Raw genomic sequence first — 16,832 nt, 5'->3', positions numbered from 1 at the left:
GGCTGCGGACCAGCGCGGGTTCGCGAGCTGATCAGGAGTGGCAGGTATGACTGTTGACCCCAGAACTACCAGCCTCGACTTACCGGTCGAGTGGAGCCATCTCAGCCGAGATGCCGTCGATGAGCTGACGGCATCGTTGGGCGAGGTCTACGCGGCCACCTACCGTGGCCCGCACGGCGGTGCGCCCGGGACCGACGCCGATGCCGCCGACACCGGGCCGCTGGTCGCCGCTGCCGCACAGCGCGTCGTCCCGCCGGCCCTGATCGCCGCGCACGAGCGCCTGGCGCACGGCCGGCCGGCCGGTGAGACCCTCGTCGCCGCCTACGGCGCCGACGACCCCGCCGGGTTCGGCCCGGCCCTGCAGATCGTCACTGACCAGGCCACGCTGCTGCTGGACTCGGTCACGGTGCTGATGCACCGCCTCGGGGTGGCATACGTCGCTCTGATGAACCCGGTGTTCCAGGTGCGCCGCAACCCGGCCGGTGAACTGCTCGACGTGCGGCCGCTGTCCGACGGGCCGGCGGGCGACGCCATCGAGGAGTCGTGGATCCACATCCAGCTGTCGCCGTCGGTCAACCGCAAGGCGTTGGCCGAGGCGCAGCGGATGCTGCCGATGGTGGTCGCCGACGCGCGCCAGGTCGCCCAGGATTCGACCGCACTGAACGCCGCGCTGTGCGACCTGGCCAGTGGGCTCGACACCGATCCGGGAACGCGATTCCCGGGTCGCGACCGCAGCGATGTCGCCGATCTGCTGCGCTGGCTGTCCGAGGGCAACTTCGTGCTGCTGGGCTGCCAGCGGTGCACGGTCAGCGACGGCATCGCCACCGTCGAGGAGTCCAGCCGCCTCGGTGTGGCACGACTGCGCACCGAAGTACTGCCGCCGCTCACCAGCCAGGGTGAGTTGCTGGTGCTCGCACAGGCCACCATGCCCAGCTTCCTGCGCTACGGGGCGTACCCGTACATCGTGGTGATCCGCGAGCAGGGCACCGGCGGGCAGGTGGTCGAACACCGCTTCGTCGGGTTGTTCACGGTGGCCGCCACCGGAGCCAACGTCCTCGACATTCCGCTGATCTCGCGGCGGGTCCGCGAAGTACTGACACTGTCGCAGAACGACCCCAGTCATCCGGGCCAGCTGATGCTCGACATCATCCAGACGATCCCGCGCTCGGAGTTGTTCTCGCTGACCGCCGAGCGGCTGCTGGACATGGCGACCGCCGTCGTCGACCTCGGCTCGCGGCGGCGCGCCCTGCTGTTCCTGCGCGCCGGCCAGCTCGGCCACTTCGTGTCCTGCCTGGTCTACCTGCCCCGCGACCGGTACACCACCGCGGTGCGACTGGCCATGCAGGACATCCTGGTGCGCGAATTCGGCGGGCTGAGCATCGACTACACCGCCCGAGTCAGTGAATCGCTCTGGGCCGTCGTGCATTTCACTGTTCGATTGCCGGACAGCTCCACCCGTCAGTCCATCGATGACGACGCGACCAACCGCGGCCGCATCCAGGGACTACTCACCGAGGCATTGCGCACCTGGGGTGACCGGCTGATCGGTGCGGCGCAGACCGGAACGATCGACCAGCTGATCGCCGAGCACTACGCCGAGGCGCTGCCCGAGGAGTTCAAGCAGGTCGTCAGCCCGGCCGAGGCCATCACCGATATCGGATTCATCGAAGCGCTGCAGGAGAATTCGGTCAAACTGCAGTTCGAGGACGGCGACGAGGGCCGGGACGCCTTCCTCACCTGGTATCTGGGTGGGTCGACCGCAACGTTGAGTCACCTGCTGCCGATGCTGCAGTGCATGGGCGTGCTGGTGCTCGAGGAGCGCCCGTTCACCGTCGTGCGCCCGGACGGGTTGAAAGTCTGGATCTACCAATTCAAGATCCGGCCCGACGCCTCGATCCCCGACACCGCCTCAACCGACGAGTGGGAAGACACCGCGCAACGGTTCGCCGACGCCGTCACCGCGATCTGGCAGGGACGCGCCGAGATCGACCGGTTCAACGAGTTGGTGCTGCGCGCCGGGCTGACCTGGCAGCAGGTGGGGGTGCTGCGGGCCTACGCAAAGTACCTGCGGCAGGCGGGTTTCCCCTACAGCCAGGCGCACATCGAGTCCGTGCTGAACGGGAACGCCGGCACGGCGCGTTCCCTGGTCGCGCTCTTCGAGGCGATGTTCGACCCGGAGTCGGCCGCCAAGGGCTTGGACGCCCACGCGGCGGCCGCCGCGGTGACCGCCGACATCGACGCGCTGGTCAGCCTCGACACCGACCGCGTGCTGCGGGCGTTCGCCGCCATGATCGAGGCCACCCTGCGGACCAACTTCTTCGTCGAGAGCCCGGATTCCGCGCGCGCCCAGAACGTGCTGTCGCTCAAGCTCAACCCGCAGCTCATCGACGAACTGCCGCTGCCCAGGCCCAAGTTCGAGATCTTCGTTTACTCGCCGCGGGTGGAAGGTGTGCACCTGCGGTTCGGCCATGTCGCCCGCGGCGGCCTGCGCTGGTCGGATCGCCGTGAGGACTTCCGCACCGAGATCCTCGGGTTGGTCAAGGCCCAGGCGGTCAAGAACGCCGTGATCGTGCCGGTCGGCGCCAAGGGCGGGTTCGTCGTCAAGCACCCGCCCGCCCCGATCGGAGACCCCGCCACCGACCGGGATGCCTTCCGGCTGGAGGGCATCGCCTGCTACCGGCTCTTCATCGCCGGCCTGCTCGACGTCACCGACAACGTCGACCGCTCCAGCGGGCAGGTCATCACCCCGGCACGGGTGGTGCGCCGCGACGGCGACGACGCCTACCTCGTCGTGGCCGCCGACAAGGGCACCGCGACGTTCTCCGATATCGCCAACGACGTCGCCAACTCCTACGGCTTCTGGCTCGGCGACGCGTTCGCCTCCGGCGGTTCGGTGGGTTACGACCACAAGGCCATGGGAATCACCGCCAAGGGCGCCTGGGAGGCGGTCAAACGCCACTTCCGGGAGATGGGGGTGGACACCCAGAGCGAGGACTTCACCGTGGTCGGCGTCGGCGACATGAGCGGCGACGTCTTCGGCAACGGCATGCTGCTGTCTGAGCACATCCGGTTGATCGCGGCCTTCGACCACCGGCACATCTTCGTCGACCCCGATCCGAATGCGGCGCGATCCTGGCAGGAGCGGCGGCGACTGTTCGACCTGCCGCGCTCGAGCTGGGAGGACTACGACCCCGGCCTGATCAGCGCCGGCGGCGGGGTGTTCAGCCGCCAGCAGAAGTCGATCCCGATCAGCCCGCAGATGCGCGCGGCACTGGGTATCGAGGACCCCGCCGACGAGGTGACTCCGCCCACGCTGATGCGGGCCATCCTGCAGGCCCCGGTCGATCTGCTGTTCAACGGCGGCATCGGCACCTACATCAAGGCCGAGTCGGAGTCCGACGCCGACGTCGGCGACCGCGCCAATGACACCATTCGGGTCAACGGAAATCAGGTGCGGGCCAAGGTCATCGGCGAGGGCGGCAACCTCGGCGTGACCTCGCTGGGTCGCATCGAGTTCGACCTGTGCGGCGGGCGGGTCAACACCGACGCCATGGACAACTCCGCCGGCGTGGACTGCTCCGACCACGAGGTCAACATCAAGATCCTGGTCGACGCACTGGTGACGGCGGGCAAGGTCAGCGCCGACGAGCGCACCGACCTGCTGGCCTCGATGACCGACGAGGTGTCGCGGCTGGTGCTGGCCGACAACATCGACCAGAACGACCTGATGGGCACCAGCCGGGCCAACGCCGCGGCGCTGCTCAACGTCCATGCCCGCCAGATCCGCGAGCTCGAGGAGCGTCGGGGCCTCAACCGCGGGCTGGAGGCGCTGCCGTCGAACAAGGAGATCCGCCGGCGCCAGGAAGTCGGAATCGGCTTGAGCTCACCGGAACTGGCGACCCTGATGGCGCACGTCAAGCTGTCCCTGAAAGAGGATGTGCTGGCCAGCGAACTGCCCGATCAGGAGGTTTTGGCCGCCCGGCTGCCGCGGTACTTTCCGAGCCAGCTGAGCGACCACTTCAGCGGTGAGATTCGCAACCACCAGCTGCGCCGCGAGATCGTCACCACCATGGTGGTCAACAACGTCGTCGACACCGGGGGGATCACCTACGCCTACCGGGTCACCGAGGACGTCGGCGTGGGCTACGTCGACGCGGTGCGTACCTTCGTGGCCACCGACGCGATCTTCGGTGTCAGCGAGGTATGGCAGCGGATTCTGGACGCCAGCCGGCACAACGGCCTACCGGTCAACATCTCCGACCGGATGACGCTGGACCTGCGCCGCCTGCTGGACCGGGCCTCGCGCTGGCTGCTCAACTATCGTCCGCAGCCGCTGGCGGTCGGCGCTGAAATCAACCGTTTCGCAGCCAAAGTCGCCGAACTGACCCCGCGGATGCCGGAATGGCTGCGCGGTGACGACAAGGCCATCGTCAACAAGGAAGCCGGCGAGTTCGCCGCCCACGGTGCGCCCGCGGAACTGGCATACACGGTGGCCACCGGCCTTTACCAGTACAGCCTGCTCGACGTGATCGACATCGCCGATATCGTCGAGCGCGACCCTGCCGAGGTTGCCGACACCTACTTCGCGCTGATGGACCACCTGGGCACCGACGGGCTGCTGACGTCCGTGTCCGGCCTTCCCCGCGATGACCGCTGGCATGCCTTGGCGCGGTTGGCTATTCGTGACGATATCTACGGGTCGCTGCGGGCGCTGTGCTTCGATGTGCTGGCGGTCGGCGAGCCCGAGGAGACCGGCGAGGAGAAGATCGCCGAGTGGGAGCACACCAACGGATCCCGGGTGGAGCGGGCGCGGCGCACGCTTTCTGAGATCTACTCCGACGACGAACGCGATCTGGCCACGCTGTCGGTGGCCGCGCGCCAGATCCGGAGCATGACCAGGACGAGTGGAACAGGAACAAGTGGGTAACGGCTTCACCACCGGCGTGCAGGTGCGCTGGTCCGACATCGACATGTACCAGCACATCAACCACGCCACCATGGTGACGATCCTGGAAGAGGCGCGGGTGGACTTCCTGCGCGAGCCGTTCGCCGAGGACATCGCCACCATCGGTTTGCTCATCCACGAAGTTCAGGTGCTCTACAAAGGCCAACTGCGTCTTGCCGATTCACCGCTGCAGGTGACGATGTGGACCAAGCGGCTGCGGGCCGTGGACTTCACCCTCGGCTACGAGGTGCGCTCGGTCGGCGCCGACCCCGAATCGCGTCCCTCGGTGATCGCCGAGACGCAGCTGGCCGCGGTTCACATCGAGGAACAACGACTGGTCCGGCTGTCGCCCGGGCACCGGGAGTATCTGCAGCGCTGGCTTCGATGAGCCTGACCATTGTCGATCCGGTTCAGCGCAATGACCTGGGCGCTTTTGTCGAACGGGCCCTGCGCCTCGACGATGCGGCGGTGGTGCGGCTGCGGCAGCGCTCCGACGGCCTGGTCGCAGCCTGGGTGGGTACCGGTCTGGATGTGCTGGCGGTCCGGGTGGTGGCCGGTGCGGTGAGTCCGGCCGACGTGTCCTGTGCCGCCGATCAATTGGCGCGCGGCCTGCGGGAGGCCGACGCGGTCGGGCAGGTCGACACCGGCTTTCCGATGGACTCCGCCTGGCGTGGTGTGCTGCCGCCCGACACCGGCTTCATGCACCTGGACGACGTGCCGGCCGCGGTGCTGGTCGATCTCGCGCGACGGGGATCCGAGCTGGCCCGGGATCAGGCCGGTCCGCATGGCCCGCCCGCCTCGCTGCTTGACCAGGATGTGTTGCAGGTCAGTTCGGCCGATGTGATGACCGGTGTGCCGATGCGGTGCGTGTTCGCCTTGACCGCAATGGGTTTCGTACCCGAGTCGCCGTCCGCCGAGGAGATCGTGCGGGTGCGGGTACTGCCGGCGTGGCTGCGCATCGACGCCCGCTTCGGGTCGGTGTTCCGCCGGCGCGGCGATCCGGCGTTGGTGCTGCGGTGAATCTCACCAGCGCCGCGACAGTAACGCCACGGTGGTGAAACCGGGCCCGGATCTCCGTGAGGTTACTGTCGGCGACAGATTGGGGAGCGATGGCTGAGAGCGGACCTCGCCGGCTGCCGTTCTGGCACAGCCCGGCCGCGCGGGTCACGGTCGGGGGCGTGGCCGGTGCGATGGTTACCGGCATCCTCTGGGGACGCGGGGGGCCGCTGTCGCTGCTCGGAGGATGGACCGCGGTGGCGGCCGTCTTCACCGGCTGGACGTGGCTGGCACTGTGGCGATTCGACCATCGTCGCACCCAGACGCATGCCGGGCGAGAGCAGCCGGGGCACCCCGCTGTCGTCACGTTGGTCCTGGGCGGCGCGGTGGCGAGCCTCGGTGGCGTCGGGGTGCTGTTGGAGCGGGCTCACGACGATCCAGTGCGGTGGTTGGCGGTCGGCAGCGTCGTGCTGTCGTGGCTGACGATCCACACCCTGTTCGGGCTCATCTACGCCAAGCACTACTTCGACCCGAGGCGGCCCGGCGGCATCGACTTCAACGATCCCCACCACAAGGACCGGCCCTGCTACTCGGACTTCTTCTACGTCGCGTTCGCGGTCGGCATGAGCTTCGCCATCTCCGACACCAACCTGACGTCGACGCGTATGCGGAGAACCGCGCTGGGACACGCACTGTTGTCGTTCGTGTTCGGAACGATCATCATCGCCTCGGTGGTCAACGTGCTCTCCTCGGCCTAGACCGTCAGCAGCCACGCCGCCGCGTCGGGGGCCAGCGTGCCGTCGGCCACTGGGGCGCTGGCCATCAGCAGCTCACCGTCGGGCAAGGGCAGCGCCGACGTTCCGGTGTTCAGCACGCACAGCACCCCGCCGGAGAAGAACGCCAGAACATCGGAGCCCAGCTCCAGCCATTCGACGTCGTTCTCGGTGACGTGGAATGCGCTGCGCCGCAATCCGAGGACCTTACTGAAGAACGCCAGTGTGGAGTCTGCGTCGGCGAGCTGGCGTTCGACGGTCAGCGAGGCCCACTCCGGCGGCATGGGCAGCCAGGTGTCGGGATTGGACGAAAACCCGAACGGGGGAGTGGTTCCCGACCACGGGAGCGGCACCCGGCAGCCGTCGCGGCCGCGTTCGGTATGTCCGGAGCGCTCCCACACCGGATCCTGCAACACCGCATCGGGCAACTCGACGTTGGGCAGGCCCAATTCTTCGCCGTTGTAGAGGAATACCGCACCGGGCAGCGCGAGCATCACCATCGCCATGGCGCGGGCGCGGGCTAGCCCCTGGGCGCCACCGCCGTAGCGGGTGACTTCGCGCTCGACGTCATGGTTGGACAGGGTCCAGGTAGGACTGGCGTCTTCGATGGCCGCTGCTGCCAGCGCATTCTCGATCGCACCGTGGATGCTCGTGGCGTCGAATTCGGCTCGTACCAAACGGAAGTTGAACCCCATGTGCAGTTCGTCGGGGCGCAGGTACTTGGCGAAGTCCTCGTTGTCGAACACCCAGATCTCGCCGATCGACACTGCGTGCGGGTAATCGTCCAGCACCGAACGGATTCCGCGGTGGATGTCGTGCACACCTTCGTGGTTGAACCGCGGATCGTCGTCCTGGGAGGTCAGCATCTCGATGTTCGGATTGGTCATGTCCGGCAGCCCCGGCGGTTTGGACATGCCGTGGGCGACGTCGATGCGGAAGCCGTCCACCCCGCGGTCCAGCCAGAACCGCAGGGTCTTCGCCAGGTCCTCGAACACCTCGGGGTTGTCCCAGTTGAGGTCGGGCTGTTCGGCGTCGAACAGGTGCAGATACCACTGGCCGTCGGCTACCTGTGTCCAGGCCGGGCCGCCGAACACCGATACCCAGTTGTTGGGCGGGGCGTCGCCGCGACCGTCGCGGAACAGGTAGCGCTCGCGCTCGGCGCTGCCCGGCGTCGCGGCGAGCGCCGCCTGAAACCAGGCGTGCCGGGAGCTGGTGTGGTTGGGCACCAGATCCATCGTCAGTCGGATGCCGCGAGCGTGTGCCTCGGCGATGAGCCGCTCCAGGGCCGCCAGCCCGCCGAACAGCGGGTCGACGTCACGCGGGTCGGCGACGTCGTAGCCGTGGTCGGCCATGGGGGAGACCATCACGGGGTTGAGCCAGATGGCATCGACGCCGAGCCGGCTCAGATGGTCGAGGTGGTCGGTGACGCCGTCCAGGTCGCCCACGCCGTCACCGTTGCTGTCGGCGAAGGAGCGGGGATAGATCTGGTAGAAGACGGCGTTGGTCCACCACGGGGTTGCCGGGTCAGTCATCGGGCGCTCAGAGCGGCGAGTTGACCATGGCCTGGGCGGCCATCTCGAGGTAGGCCACCAGCTCCGCGCGATGCGCGGCATCCAGGGTCTGCGCGTCGATCGAAGCCACCGCGGTGTGCATGCAGCGCAGCCAGGCGTCCCGCTCGATCGGGCCGATCCGGAACGGGACGTGGCGCATCCGGAGGCGGGGGTGTCCGCGCTGGTCGGAGTAGGTGCGCGGGCCGCCCCAGTACTGCTCGAGGAACATCCGCAGGCGGTCCTCGGCGGCGTCGAGTTCGTCGGGCGGGTACAGCGGAAGCAGCACGTCGTCCTCGCGAACCAGCTCGTAGAAGCGGGACACGATCTTGCGGAACGTCTCGGCGCCGCCCACCGCGTCGTAGAACGTCTGCGGATCTTCCGTCACCTCACCATTGTGTACACCCCCGCATGAGTCGGCAGACGTCACCCAGAGTTCACGGATTTGACCTGCGAACACAGGCCAAATTGCCGTGCAGGCCGCGGCGATCCGTGGTGGACTGGTCAACGGAGGAACGCATGGCTCAGCGAAACCGGAACCGCGGTCACCGCGCCGCGGCGGGCCCGATCGGGTCGCTATCGGGTTCTGGGCTGCACGCGGACCCTCACATACCCAGCCCGGCCGACGGATCAGTGTGGGGGCGTCGCCGGGTGCTGTTGCTGAATTCGACCTACGAACCGCTGACGGCGCTCCCGATGCGCCGGGCGGTGATCATGTTGCTGTGCGGCAAGGCCGACGTGGTGCACGACGACCCCACCGGCCCCGTCATCCACTCCGCGACCCGGGCCATCGTCGTGCCGTCGGTCATCCGGTTGCGCAGCTACGTGCGGGTGCCGTACCGGGCGCGCATCCCGATGACCCGGGCCGCGCTGATGCACCGCGACCGGTATCGCTGCGCGTACTGCGGCAACAAGGCAGACACCGTCGACCATGTGGTGCCGCGCAGCCGCGGCGGCGAGCACTCCTGGGAAAACTGCGTGGCCGCCTGCGCGGCGTGCAACCACCGCAAGGCCGACAAGCTGCTGGCCGAATTGGGCTGGTCGCTGCGGCTGGTCCCGTTGCCGCCGAAGGGCCAGCACTGGCGGCTGCTGTGCACCATCAAGGAACTCGACCCGGCGTGGGTGCGCTACCTGGATGAAGGCGCGGCCTGACTGCTACGGTTTGCATCGTGAGCGCTGCTGTCACCCACCTTTTGTTTGTGGGAATCCCATTGGGACTCGTGGCCGTGTTGGCCCTATTGATCTTCTCGCGCAAGGGCAACCACCCTGCGACGTATCAGTTGTCCGAGCGGTGGACGCACGAGCCCATCCTGTGGGCAGCCGTCGACGAGGTGGTTCCCGGCGGTGGCCACCACGGCCACGGCGCGACCGAGACGACTGTGGGAGGTGGAGCAAGTGGCAAGTGGTGAGCACGCTACCGCGGTAGCGACCATTGATCCGGCGGAGCTGCCCTACGGCTGGGCGGTGACCGCCAGCGGACGGCTGTCCGGCGTCACCGAGCCCGGCGAGCTGTCGGTGCACTACCCGTTCCCGATCAATCAGCTCGTCGAGCTCGACGACGCGCTGAAGTACGGCAGCCGGCAGTCCAAGGCCCGTTTCGCCGTGTACATCGGCGACCTGGGTAGCGACACCGCCGCCCGCGCCCGCGAGATCCTCGCCGAGGTCCCGACGCCGAACAACGCGGTGCTGCTGGCCGTGTCGCCGGACCAGCGGGCGATCGAGGTGGTCTACGGCGCAGATCTGCGCGGCCGTGGCGCCGAGTCCGCCGCCCCGCTCGGGGTGTCGGCGGCCGCGTCGGCGTTCAAGGAGGGCAACCTGATCGACGGGTTGATCAGCGCCGTGCGGGTGATGTCGGCCGCCATCGTGCGGCCGTAGCGCCTGCCGCGTCACCGGATTGTCGCTCGAAGGCGGGCGCAACACCCAACCCTCCAGACACCGACTGACGGTGCCGATGGGGCTACTGCCCCCGGGTTCCCGCGGGCTCAGCCCGCCTCGGCGGCAGCGAGCAACCCCGCCCGGATATGAACGTAGCGTTCGAGGAAGCGGCGTTCATCGAGCCGCTTGCGGCGCAGCCAGCCCGTCACCTCGTCATTGCACTTGCTGGCATTGCACGCTGCACAGGCGGGCACCACGTTGTCCACCGTGTACCTGCCGCCCCGCGATATCGCCATGACGCAGTCCCGCTGTAGCGGCTTATCCGTCACACCGCAGTAGGCGCAACCGTTCCACGCGGCTTTGATGGCGACCCACTGCGCCTCGGTCAGGTCGTTGACCACCGCCTTGACGCGTCGGGTGCGCCTGCGGGCCGCACGGGCTCGCCGACTGTTGGGGGCAGCCACCGTCCGATCATCCCAGCGCGAGCGTGCGCGAACGCACTGCCGTGGCGGCGTGTCGCCGACCCGACACGCACGCTCGCGTCCGGCGGTCAGCTGGCGTCGAAGGCGCGCGCCTTCAGCGAGCGTTCGACACCGGCGCGGCCCTCGAGCACCAGCCGGCGAAGCGCCGACGGCAGCTCCCCGCCGAGGAACGTGTCGGCGGCCTGCAAGGCCTCCGCGCTGATGTCCCACGACGGGTACAGGCCCACAACCACCGTCTGCGCCACCTCGCTGGACCGGCGTTCCCAGACCCCGCTGATCGAGTCGAAGTAGCGCGCCGTGAACGGCTGCAGTAGCTCAGCCTGACCCGCCTGGGCGAAGCCGCCGATGACCGCTCGCGCGGTGGCGTTGGCCAGCGTGTCGTCCTCGACGACCTGCTGCCAGGCCTGCTCCTTGACCGCTGCTTGTGGGCGGGCCGCTGCGGCCGCAGCCGCGTGGCGCCGACCCGCGGCCGTCGGATCGCGCTGGGCCTCGGCGTCGATGAACGGGGTCGCCGGGCCCTCGCCGTCGATGTCGCCGGACGCGGCCAGCGCGGTGACGATCCGCCAGCGCAGATCGGTGTCGATCACCAGCCCCGCGAGGTTCACCTCGGCGGGTTCGTTGTCCAACAGCGTGGCCAGCACCGCGACGTGGCGCAGCGACAACGCCGAGGTGCACAGCGCATTGACGAACGCCAGCTGGTGATCCGAACCGGGGGCTGATTCGCGGGCCAGGTCCAGCAGGCGGTCGGCGAACGCGGGCCAGCCGTTGGCGCAGGCCCACTCCGGGTCGGCGTAGGAGTTCAGCGCCGTCTGCGCCTGCAGCAGCAGGCGCTGGGCAACGCCGACCTCGGTCTCGGCCTGGATGCCGCTCATCACCAGGGCCACGAAGTCGCGGGCCTTCAGCTCGGCGTCGCGGGTCATCTCCCACGCCGCCGACCACACCAGCGTGCGGGGCAACGGCTCATCGATATCGGCGATGCGGCTCAGCGCGGTCCGCAACGATTCCGGGTCCAGCCGCAGCGAGCAGTAGGTCAGGTCGTCGTCATTGACCAGGATCAACTTGCCGCGCGAAACACCTTGCAATGCAGGCACTTCGGTGGTCAGCCCGGACACGTCGAGCTCCTCGCGATGCACCCGCACCAGCTTGCCCGTGACCGGGTCGTCGTCGTAGATCCCGACGGCAAGACGGTGCACCCTGGTCTCGCCCGCGCCGGGCTTGGCCCCACCCTGGGCGATCGAGAACCGGGTGAACCGGCCGTCGGCGTCGACGTCGAACTCGGCACGCAGGGTGTTCAGGCCGGTGGTCTTGAGCCATTGGCGGCCCCAGTCGCTCAAGTCGCGGCCCGACGCCTTCTCCAGGGCACCGAGCAGGTCGTCGAACGTCGCGTTGCCGAAGGCGTGCGCGGCGAAATAGTCCCGCAGGCCGGCCAGGAAGTGCTCCAAGCCGACGTAGGCGACCAGCTGCTTGAGCACGCTGGCGCCCTTGGCGTAGGTGATGCCGTCGAAGTTGACCTCAACCGCGTGCAGATCCGGGATGTCGGCGGCCACCGGGTGCGTCGAGGGCAGCTGGTCCTGGCGATACGCCCAGGACTTCTCCACGTTGGCGAACGTCGTCCAGGCCTGGTCGTACTCGGTGGCCTCGGCCTGGCACAGCACCGAGGCGAACGTCGCGAACGACTCGTTGAGCCAGAGGTCGTCCCACCACGTCATGGTCACCAGGTCGCCGAACCACATGTGTGCCATCTCGTGTAGCACCGTCTCGGCCCGGCGCTCGTAGCTGTAGCGGGTGACCTTCGACCGGAAGACGTAGTCCTCCAGGAACGTCACCGCGCCGGCGTTCTCCATCGCGCCGGCGTTGAACTCCGGGACGAAGAGCTGGTCGTACTTGCCGAACGCGTAGGGCACGCCGAAGTTGCGGTGGTAGAACCCGAAGCCCTGTTTGGTCTCGGTGAACAGCCGCTCGGCGTCCATGAACTCCGCCAGCGAGGACCGGCAGAACAGGCCAAGGGGGATCTCGCCGTGCTCGTCGGAGTAGGTGTCGTCCCAGCGTGCGTACGGTCCGGCGATGAGCGCCACCAGGTAGGTGCTCATCATTGGGGTGGTGGCGAAGGTGTGGACCTTGGTCTGACCGGTCTCCTCGACGGACGTGGTCGCGCCGTTGGAGATCACCTGCCAGTGCGACGGCGCGGTGACCGTGACATCGAAGATGGCCTTGAGATCGGGTTGGTCGAAGCAGGCGAACATGCGCTTGGCGTCGGCGGTTTCGAACTGCGAGTACAGGTACACCTCGCCGTCGACCGGATCGACGAAGCGGTGCAGCCCCTCGCCGGTGTTGGAGTAGCGGCAGTCGGCCTCGACGACGAGGGTGTTCTTCTCGGCCAGGCCGCGCAGCGGGATACCGGTTGACTCGTCGTATCCCGAGACGTCGATGGGGCGGCCGTTGAGCACGGCACTGTGCACGGTGCCGGCGGCCAGGTCGATGACGGTGTCAGCGCCGGGCAGCGCCTCGAAGTCGACGGTGGTGGTGGACCGGAACGTCGTCTCGCCGGGAGCCCCGGAGCCGTCGGTCAGGTCCAGATCGATGCGGTAGGTGCCGACGGTGACCAGAGCGGCACGCTCGATGGCCTCGTCGCGAGTCAGGTTGGGAAGTGCCACCCGTCCAACCTAGCGGCACCGGGAACAGTGTTCTATGTGGATCAGTTGTGATGAAAGTCTTCGTCGAGCGCAAGGAGGAGCCCGCATGTCCGAGAAGGCCAAAGCCGGTTTTTGGTTTGACCCGCTGTGCCCGTGGTGCTGGATCACCTCGCGGTGGATCCTGGAGGTGGAGAAGGTCCGCGACATCGACGTCGACTTCCGGGTGATGAGCCTGGCCGTGCTCAACGAGGGCCGCGACCTTCCCGAGGAGTACCAGGAGGCGATGAAGAAGGCGTGGGGTCCGGTGCGCGTCGCGATCGCCGCCGAGCAGGCCAAGGGCCGGGAGATCCTCGCCCCGCTGTACGCGGCGATGGGAACCCGGATCCACAACGAGGGCATCAAGGACTTCGATGTCGTGATCGCCGAGTCGCTGGCGGAGGTGGGATTGCCCGCCGAACTGGCCGAGGCCGCCACCACCGACGCCTACGACGAGGCGCTGCGTGCCAGCCACCACGAGGGCATGGATGCCGTCGGCGAGGACGTCGGCACCCCGACCATCCACATCAACGGGGTGGCCTTCTTCGGCCCGGTGCTCTCCCGCATCCCGCGCGGTGAGGAAGCCGGCAAGCTGTGGGATGCCTCGGTGACGTTCGCGTCCTACCCGCATTTCTGGGAGCTGAAGCGGAGCCGGACGGAATCCCCCCAGTTCGACTGAATTTCGCCCTCCGGTTGCGCGCCGGCCCGCCACGTACAACCTTGTAGCCATGACAGTGGCTGACCCGGCTGAGCCGAGCGTGCAGACCGACGGCACCTACCGCGACAAGCTGGTGGCCGTCGAACCTGGCGGGAACGAATTCATCTCCCACGACGACCGGCACGGCCACCCGCGTCAGTTGTTCTGGACCTGGACGTCGCCGAACCTCGAATTCGCCACGATCTTCGTCGGCGTGCTCGCGGTCGCCGTCTACGGGATGACGTTCTGGCAGGCCGTCGCCGGGATCGTGATCGGCACCGGCCTGGGTGCGGTGGCCCACTATGTCCTGTCGGCCCGCGGCCCGCTGCACGGTGTGCCGCAGATGGTGCTGGGCCGGCTGGCATTCGGGTTCAAGGGCAATGCCGTTCCCTCGGTGCTGATGTCGGTCACCGCGGGGGTGGGCTGGTTCGCCACCAACAGCGTCAGTGGTGCGTTCGCGCTGGCCACCCTGTTCCACATCGGGCCGCTGCTGGCGCTGGTCATCATCGTGCTGATCCAGACCGCGTTCGCGTTCTTCGGGCACAACCTGGTGCAGGCCTTCGAACGCTGGTCCTTCCCGGTGCTCGCGGTGATCTTCGCGGTCGCCTCGGTGGCCATCCTGACCAAGTCGCACTTCGACGCACCGGCGGTCGACGGCGGTGTGGGCGGGCTGGGCGGCTTTCTGCTGACCGTGGGCACCGCCTTCGGTTACGCCGCGGGCTGGACGCCGTACGCGGCCGACTACACCCGGTATCTCCCCGCTACCGTCTCGACCGCCCGTACCGGGCTGTTCGCCTCACTGGGACTGTTCCTGTCCTGCGCGATCCTCGAGATTGTCGGCGCCGCGTCGGTCACGATCGGTCCGGCACTGTCCGACAACCCCACCGAAGCGTTCACCAGTGAGCTTGCCTCACCGCTGGCCAAGGCCACGCTGCTGGCCATCGCGGTGGGTGCCGTCGCCGCGAACGCGATCAACATCTATTCCGGGGCAATGGCTTTCGTCACCATCGGGGTGAAACTGCCGCACCACATCGCGCGTGCCGTGGTCACGGTGTTCTTCGGAGTCGCGGGCTTCGGAATCGCGTGGTGGGCGCTGGCCGATGCCGCGGCCAGCTACGAGGCGTTCCTGCTGATCATCGCCTACTGGATCGGACCGTGGCTCGGTGTTGTCTTCGCCGATCAGTACCTGCGACAAGGGCAGTCCATCGCCGGCTTCCTCTACGACCGCAGCTACACGAACTGGGGCGGGTTCGCCTCGTTCGCCATCGGTCTGGTGGTCTCGGTGCTGCTGTTCTCCAACCAGGAGAAGTTCGTCGGCTTCGTCGCCCGGGCGATTCCGCAACTCGGTGACGTGACCTTCTTCGCCGGCTTCCTGCTCGCCGCCGCGAGTTATCTTGTGCTATGCCGATCCAAGATCGCCGCCGAGCGAACAGCGGTATGACGACACCGCAGGAGATGCTGGAGGTCGCCTACCAAGAGGCCCGAAAAGGCTTGGCGGAAGGCGGGATTCCGATCGGGGCCGCGCTGTTCAGCGTCGACGGGGTGCTGTTGGGCAGCGGGCACAACCGGCGCGTGCAGCAGGATGATCCGTCCATCCACGCCGAGACCGACGCATTCCGGGCCGCGGGGCGCCAACGGGACTACCGCTCGACGATCATGGTCACGACGCTCTCACCCTGCTGGTACTGCAGCGGATTGGTGCGCCAGTTCAACATTGGCGCGGTGGTGATCGGCGAGAGCCGGACCTTCACCGGCGGCCACGACTGGCTGGCCGAACACGGTGTCGAGGTCACGCTGCTCGACGACGACCGGTGCGCGGCGATGATGACGCGGTTCATTGCCGAGAACCCACAGTTGTGGAACGAGGACATAGGAGTAGCGCAGACGTGATCGCGACCGTCGACATTTCCCGCTGGCACAGCGGGGGAGCCCAGGCCGACGCCGTCGCCGCTGAACTCGACGAGGGACTGCAGCAGGCGGGGTTCATCCTGGTCAAGGGGCACGGTATCGACCCGGACTTGGCCGCCGACGTGCGGTCCGCGGCGCGCCGGTTCTTCGCCCTGCCCGACGAGGTCAAGCGGCGTTACTCAGTGGCGGTGGGCGGCCACGGCTGGATCGCCCCCGGCGCGGAGGCCAATGCCTACGCCGAAGGCACCGAGACTCCGCCGGACCTCAAGGAGAGCTACAGCCTGGGTGCCGAGACCGCCGTCGGCGACCCCGACGTCGACCGGATCTGGTTTGCCCCCAACGTGTGGCCCGAGGAAGTCGCCGAACTGCAGCCGCTGGTGACGCGCTACACCGCGGCGGTGCGGCGGTTGGCCGACGACCTGCTGGCGCTGATGGCGCATGCCCTGCTGCTACCGGACAACCCGTTCGCCGCCCTGGCCGACCGGCCGACCTGGACGATGAACATCAATCACTACCCGCCGGTCAGCGTCGTCGGCGAACCGGAGCCGGGCCAGTTCCGGATCGGGCCACACACCGATTTCGGCACAGTCACGATCCTGGACCGTGAGCCGGGAGCCGGTGGGCTGCAAGTGTTCTCCGACGACGACGGCTGGAGCGACGCGCCCTACGACCCGGAGGCGCTGACGGTCAACATCGGCGACCTGCTGGAGTACTGGAGCGGCCGGCGCTGGCCCTCGGGCCGGCACCGGGTGCTGCCGCCGCAGCCACATGCGCCCGAGGAAGACCTGATCTCGCTGATCTACTTCTACGAGGCCAATCATGACGCGCTCGTCACCCCGCTGCAGCCGCCGGTCGGCAAGGTGGCGGGCCTGGCACCGGTGACGTGCTCAGCGTTCATCAAGGAACGGCTGGACGCCATCACTGTTGGCTGATCCGCTTC

General features: G+C 68.1%; 15 protein-coding genes. 11 read left to right on the top strand and 4 right to left on the bottom strand.

The genetic code is table 11. From position 1 onward, the window contains the following. The first annotated feature begins 46 nt into the window (after positions 1–46). From ADBZ9K_RS08265 to ADBZ9K_RS08250, 4 genes are all read left to right on the top strand, one after another. A complete protein-coding gene (locus ADBZ9K_RS08265; protein ID WP_526619596.1) occupies positions 47–4,927 on the top strand; it encodes an NAD-glutamate dehydrogenase in 4,881 nt (1,626 codons plus the stop codon). Then, positions 4,920–5,333 carry an acyl-CoA thioesterase gene (locus ADBZ9K_RS08260; protein WP_526620831.1) on the top strand — a complete coding sequence of 138 codons (414 nt, stop codon included), beginning with the start codon at positions 4,920–4,922 and terminating at the stop codon, positions 5,331–5,333. The genes ADBZ9K_RS08265 and ADBZ9K_RS08260 overlap by 8 nt, the downstream gene beginning before the upstream one ends. Further along, positions 5,330–5,965 (top strand): DUF8010 domain-containing protein, encoded by a 636-nt coding sequence (locus tag ADBZ9K_RS08255; RefSeq protein ID WP_526619595.1) that lies wholly within the window; start codon positions 5,330–5,332, stop codon positions 5,963–5,965. The genes ADBZ9K_RS08260 and ADBZ9K_RS08255 overlap by 4 nt, the downstream gene beginning before the upstream one ends. An 89-nt stretch (positions 5,966–6,054) precedes the next feature. Beyond that, positions 6,055–6,699 carry a DUF1345 domain-containing protein gene (locus ADBZ9K_RS08250; protein WP_526619594.1) on the top strand — a complete coding sequence of 215 codons (645 nt, stop codon included), beginning with the start codon at positions 6,055–6,057 and terminating at the stop codon, positions 6,697–6,699. On the opposite strand, the gene ADBZ9K_RS08245 is transcribed toward ADBZ9K_RS08250, so the two are convergent. After that, positions 6,696–8,246, bottom strand: coding sequence for a glycoside hydrolase family 13 protein (locus ADBZ9K_RS08245; protein ID WP_526619593.1), 1,551 nt, complete (start codon positions 8,244–8,246; stop codon positions 6,696–6,698). The two genes, ADBZ9K_RS08250 and ADBZ9K_RS08245, sit on opposite strands and share 4 nt — an antisense overlap. A 7-nt stretch (positions 8,247–8,253) precedes the next feature. Further along, positions 8,254–8,649, bottom strand: coding sequence for a globin (locus ADBZ9K_RS08240; protein ID WP_526619592.1), 396 nt, complete (start codon positions 8,647–8,649; stop codon positions 8,254–8,256). Between the two features lie 131 nt (positions 8,650–8,780). Between ADBZ9K_RS08240 and ADBZ9K_RS08235 the strand changes: the two genes are divergently transcribed. The 3 genes from ADBZ9K_RS08235 to ADBZ9K_RS08225 are packed head-to-tail and all read left to right on the top strand — an operon-like array spanning position 8,781 to position 10,136. Continuing rightward, positions 8,781–9,413, top strand: coding sequence for an HNH endonuclease signature motif containing protein (locus ADBZ9K_RS08235; RefSeq protein WP_526619591.1), 633 nt, complete (start codon positions 8,781–8,783; stop codon positions 9,411–9,413). 17 nt (positions 9,414–9,430) lie between these two features. After that, the gene (gene ctaJ / locus ADBZ9K_RS08230) at positions 9,431–9,670 is read left to right on the top strand and encodes an aa3-type cytochrome oxidase subunit CtaJ (protein WP_526619590.1); all 240 of its coding nucleotides are present in this window, start codon (positions 9,431–9,433) and stop codon (positions 9,668–9,670) included. Further along, positions 9,657–10,136 carry a DUF5130 family protein gene (locus ADBZ9K_RS08225; protein ID WP_526619589.1) on the top strand — a complete coding sequence of 160 codons (480 nt, stop codon included), beginning with the start codon at positions 9,657–9,659 and terminating at the stop codon, positions 10,134–10,136. Before ctaJ ends, ADBZ9K_RS08225 begins: the two co-directional genes overlap by 14 nt. A 107-nt stretch (positions 10,137–10,243) precedes the next feature. Here ADBZ9K_RS08225 and ADBZ9K_RS08220 read toward each other — a convergent pair whose 3' ends face one another. Further along, positions 10,244–10,600: an HNH endonuclease signature motif containing protein gene (locus tag ADBZ9K_RS08220; protein WP_526619588.1), complete on the bottom strand. Its 357-nt coding sequence runs from the start codon at positions 10,598–10,600 to the stop codon at positions 10,244–10,246. A gap of 86 nt (positions 10,601–10,686) precedes the next feature. Beyond that, on the bottom strand, positions 10,687–13,272 hold the full coding sequence (pepN, locus tag ADBZ9K_RS08215; protein WP_526619587.1) for an aminopeptidase N: 2,586 nt from the start codon (positions 13,270–13,272) through the stop codon (positions 10,687–10,689). Between the two features lie 85 nt (positions 13,273–13,357). Here pepN and ADBZ9K_RS08210 point away from each other — a divergent pair, with 85 nt between their 5' ends. The 4 genes from ADBZ9K_RS08210 to ADBZ9K_RS08195 are packed head-to-tail and all read left to right on the top strand — an operon-like array spanning position 13,358 to position 16,824. Then, the gene (locus ADBZ9K_RS08210) at positions 13,358–13,966 is read left to right on the top strand and encodes a mycothiol-dependent nitroreductase Rv2466c family protein (RefSeq protein WP_526619586.1); all 609 of its coding nucleotides are present in this window, start codon (positions 13,358–13,360) and stop codon (positions 13,964–13,966) included. Between the two features lie 49 nt (positions 13,967–14,015). After that, positions 14,016–15,425, top strand: coding sequence for a purine-cytosine permease family protein (locus ADBZ9K_RS08205; protein WP_526619585.1), 1,410 nt, complete (start codon positions 14,016–14,018; stop codon positions 15,423–15,425). Then, complete coding sequence (locus ADBZ9K_RS08200) at positions 15,422–15,874, top strand: nucleoside deaminase (protein WP_526619584.1); 453 nt, start codon at positions 15,422–15,424, stop codon at positions 15,872–15,874. The genes ADBZ9K_RS08205 and ADBZ9K_RS08200 overlap by 4 nt, the downstream gene beginning before the upstream one ends. Further along, positions 15,871–16,824: an isopenicillin N synthase family dioxygenase gene (locus ADBZ9K_RS08195; protein WP_526619583.1), complete on the top strand. Its 954-nt coding sequence runs from the start codon at positions 15,871–15,873 to the stop codon at positions 16,822–16,824. The genes ADBZ9K_RS08200 and ADBZ9K_RS08195 overlap by 4 nt, the downstream gene beginning before the upstream one ends. Positions 16,825–16,832 lie beyond the last annotated feature (8 nt).

It is taken from the genome of Mycobacterium sp., from assembly GCF_965229265.1.
In the GTDB taxonomy this organism is placed as follows: domain Bacteria; phylum Actinomycetota; class Actinomycetes; order Mycobacteriales; family Mycobacteriaceae; genus Mycobacterium.
This window is presented reverse-complemented; position numbering and strand designations above follow the sequence as displayed.

What these genes read in the sequence shown, in the direction of transcription:
- ADBZ9K_RS08265 (WP_526619596.1), top strand. Translation starts at nt 47, where the DNA reads ATGACTGTTGACCCCAGAACTACCAGCCTCGACTTACCGGTCGAGTGG.
- ADBZ9K_RS08255 (WP_526619595.1), top strand. Translation starts at nt 5,330, where the DNA reads ATGAGCCTGACCATTGTCGATCCGGTTCAGCGCAATGACCTGGGCGCT.
- ADBZ9K_RS08250 (WP_526619594.1), top strand. Translation starts at nt 6,055, where the DNA reads ATGGCTGAGAGCGGACCTCGCCGGCTGCCGTTCTGGCACAGCCCGGCC.
- ADBZ9K_RS08245 (WP_526619593.1), bottom strand. Translation starts at nt 8,246, where the DNA reads ATGACTGACCCGGCAACCCCGTGGTGGACCAACGCCGTCTTCTACCAG.
- ADBZ9K_RS08235 (WP_526619591.1), top strand. Translation starts at nt 8,781, where the DNA reads ATGGCTCAGCGAAACCGGAACCGCGGTCACCGCGCCGCGGCGGGCCCG.
- ADBZ9K_RS08210 (WP_526619586.1), top strand. Translation starts at nt 13,358, where the DNA reads ATGTCCGAGAAGGCCAAAGCCGGTTTTTGGTTTGACCCGCTGTGCCCG.
- ADBZ9K_RS08205 (WP_526619585.1), top strand. Translation starts at nt 14,016, where the DNA reads ATGACAGTGGCTGACCCGGCTGAGCCGAGCGTGCAGACCGACGGCACC.
- ADBZ9K_RS08200 (WP_526619584.1), top strand. Translation starts at nt 15,422, where the DNA reads ATGACGACACCGCAGGAGATGCTGGAGGTCGCCTACCAAGAGGCCCGA.